Genomic DNA, 3,088 nt, shown 5'->3' on the forward strand with positions numbered 1-3,088 from the left:
CTCACCAAGCTCCGCAAGCGTAAAGCAGACCTCGACCAGTATTTGGCTAGCTAGGAAGCAGGGAAGAGAGCAGGGGAGCAGGGGAGCAGGGGAGCAGGTGGGCTTTGTGTGCAGGGGAGCTTCAGGAGCAACTACCAATTACCCATTACCCATTACCCATTACCAAACACTTAATTGTGGAGCAACAACCCTCCAAATTTAGTTCGGTTTTGCCACCTATCATATCCGCGCCTACCTGTTACATTAAATTTACATAAAGACGCTATTTGTCGGCTAAATTGTAAACAACACTAGCAGCAAGTCGATCGGTTACAATTTGGCAACCGAACTGTAAGGGAGGTCATCAGTGAACGACTCATCACATCAAGTTTCCGAGTTTTTCCCAGGAGAATCAAAGGACAGCGATTCCTTATGGCAATACGTCCAGTCGCTAAGTCCAGAGGCTATTACTCAGCTATCCCAGCCTAGCTCTACTGAAGTATTCCAGATGATCGAGCGTAATATCATCGGTATGTTAGGTAGTTTACCTGGAGAAAATTTCGGTATAACGATTACAACTAACCGTGAAAGTTTGGGTAGATTACTCGCTTCAGCAATGATTAGTGGTTATTTCTTACGCAATGCCGAACAACGCATGATGTTTGAAAAGTCCCTAGAAGCAACGGAAGTCATCGGGACACAGGAATAAGTAAAACAAACCGTCCATGACTTCAAAACCCATTTCAATTCCGCATAAAATTATCGGCGTGGGCGTTCTGTGGAACGCTCAACAACAAATTTTAATCGATCGCCGTCGCCCAGAGGGGACAATGGGCGGATTGTGGGAATTCCCCGGCGGAAAATTGGAGCCAGGAGAGACGGTAGAAGAATGCATCAGGCGCGAACTGATGGAAGAGTTAGGGGTAGAAGTTGAAGTCGGCGATCGCCTCATCACTATCGAACACGACTACTCTCATTTGCGCGTAACGCTAGCAGTACACCACTGTCATTATTTGGGTGGAGTCCCTCAGCCGATCGAGTGTGCGGAGATCCGTTGGGTAACTCTAGATGAAATTGAACAATACAATTTTCCTGCGGCTAACGTGCAGATTATTGCTGCAATAAAAGATTATAAATAGTGAGTAGGGGCGCACACCTGTGCGCCCCTACTCACTACAAAGAATAAACCGGCAACGTGAAATGGAAACAACTGCCTCCATTAGGGGCTGAGTCTACCCAAATTTGCCCGTAGTGCGCTCTAATAATCCGTTGACACAAAGCTAAACCGATACCATAACCATCTTTAGCTTCATCGCGCTTGAGGCGGAACCGCTCTTCAAAGATGCGATCGTAATTTTCTTCAGGAATTCCAGGTCCAGTATCGCAAACGCTGACTTGTACCTTCTGCGTTGTGCGGTGCAGGCAAGAAATGCGGATCGTACCTCCTTCAGGAGTATACTTCATCGCATTGTCAAGCAAGTTGATCAAGACTTGCCTTACCCTTTCCCGGTCGGCATAAACCGCAGGTAAATCGTTAGGAAGATCGGTTTGGATAGATTGCGATTTGGTAAAAGCGCGGTCTTGGATATGTGCTTCTACATCTTGGTATAACTCGATCAAATCTAGCTTGTGGGGTTGAATTTGTAGTTCGGCACTAGAACCCCGCGTTACCTGTAACAAACTCGCAATCATGCGATCGATAATCTTAGCTTGGCTGCGGGCTTGTTTGAACAACTGGGTTAATAAAGCAGGCGATGCAGAAAAACCCCCCTTTTTAGTCGATAGAAATTGAGCTTCGAGAGTTTCTACAGCAATAGACACAGCGGTCAGAGGATTGCGCAGGTCGTGCGCTACCATTGCAATAATTCGATCTTTAAACTGAAGCTGCTCCAATAACCTCTCCTGCTCGCGTTTGAGGCGAAAGACTTCATCGGAAAGCCGAATTACTTCTACCGAATCAGCTACAGAACGAATTGCGGCGACATTGGAAGTACCGTAATTGCCCGAGTTGTTTAAGTTTTCTAAATCCTTCGGTTTCGTTGAGGTTTCGGCTAACTCTGCTACCAAATTTGCCTGAGCCTCAGCTGATTGCTGCCACCGCAGCCACCAGTTACTTAGTTGCTCGATCAAATTACTTCCAGCCAGAATTTGTCTTGGTTCTGGATAAATTTTGATCAAAGCTGGTGTAGCCACCAGTTTGAAGTGTTCTGCTAGATACGGTTGTTCCCCGACATTAACAATCTGTAATTCAAACGGGTACTCAGCTTGTAGCTGCTTGAGATAACGACGAATTTGCTGTATTTGCTGTCGCGAACTGGGACGCTCATCTACAAATAGCAGTAGTTGAAGCCTAGCTTCAGTCGAGGTCGGCTGTTCAGAAGAAACCTGCATGCAATCTTGTTTCAGCACGGGCAACTAACAGGTAACGCTTAGTGAGAGGTGAAAGAAGTAGCCATAGCGGATTATAAATCAGCCTCCTTTTAAATTTAATATCTATTTTAGTTTTTGCATATAGCTAAGATGTTAAGGAGCGTAGAATTACAGATATTGGGCAGTCCTACGCTAGCGTAAAACTAGTACATATACTGAAAAACCGTGTTGTTTTCAAAAAGCGCTCGATTAGCTAGTTTAACCTGCTTATTGCTGGCTGTAACTGCCTGCGCCAATAGTCCTAACGCTCAGCAGTTGGAGCGCACTTTAGCTGCCGATCCTGAGTTGGAGACCAATCGACCGTTTAGCAATTCTGGCACTTCTGCGCCATCCACCGATTCAGCTCGGCAAAATCAGCCGAATGGGGCGATCGCCCAGCTACCACCTGACTTCCCTTCAGAAATTCCGCGCTATCCCGAGGCTCAGTTGGTAGCATCTGTACCAGCGGAAAACGAGTCTTCGCCGTCAGAAACTCGTTGGGTAACTGGCGATCCGATCAACGTCGTGCAAAGCTTTTACAAAAAAGAATTTCAGTCGAATAACTGGCAAATTGTCAATCCGCCATCGGGGGGAGAAACAGATAACGCGACGATTGAGGCGCGACGGAACGATCTGTTAGTAAAAATTGCGATCGCGCCAAGAACGACATCTACCCCTCCGCCCAATGCGACTCCTACAC

General features: G+C 46.6%; 4 protein-coding genes and 1 pseudogene. 4 read left to right on the forward strand and 1 reads right to left on the reverse strand.

Annotation, left to right across the window (positions count from 1 at the left end; genetic code table 11):
- From C7Y66_RS32745 to mutT, 3 genes are all read left to right on the forward strand, one after another.
- The coding region (locus tag C7Y66_RS32745; RefSeq protein WP_233222917.1) for a hypothetical protein at positions 1-202 on the forward strand (202 nt) is incomplete at its 5' end.
- 144 nt (positions 203-346) lie between these two features.
- The gene (locus tag C7Y66_RS30245) at positions 347-688 is read left to right on the forward strand and encodes a DUF760 domain-containing protein (protein ID WP_015155344.1); all 342 of its coding nucleotides are present in this window, start codon (positions 347-349) and stop codon (positions 686-688) included.
- Between the two features lie 16 nt (positions 689-704).
- The gene (mutT, locus tag C7Y66_RS30250; protein ID WP_106548361.1) at positions 705-1,118 is read left to right on the forward strand and encodes an 8-oxo-dGTP diphosphatase MutT; all 414 of its coding nucleotides are present in this window, start codon (positions 705-707) and stop codon (positions 1,116-1,118) included.
- A gap of 34 nt (positions 1,119-1,152) precedes the next feature.
- Here mutT and C7Y66_RS30255 read toward each other — a convergent pair whose 3' ends face one another.
- On the reverse strand, positions 1,153-2,388 hold the full coding sequence (locus C7Y66_RS30255; protein ID WP_181245397.1) for a histidine kinase: 1,236 nt from the start codon (positions 2,386-2,388) through the stop codon (positions 1,153-1,155).
- Positions 2,389-2,574: 186 nt separating this feature from the next.
- Between C7Y66_RS30255 and C7Y66_RS30260 the strand changes: the two are divergent.
- Positions 2,575-3,088: pseudogene (locus tag C7Y66_RS30260) on the forward strand (S-layer homology domain-containing protein); the annotation flags it as partial.

Source organism: Chroococcidiopsis sp. CCALA 051 (assembly GCF_003015105.1).
Classification (GTDB): domain Bacteria; phylum Cyanobacteriota; class Cyanobacteriia; order Cyanobacteriales; family Chroococcidiopsidaceae; genus Chroococcidiopsis; species Chroococcidiopsis thermalis.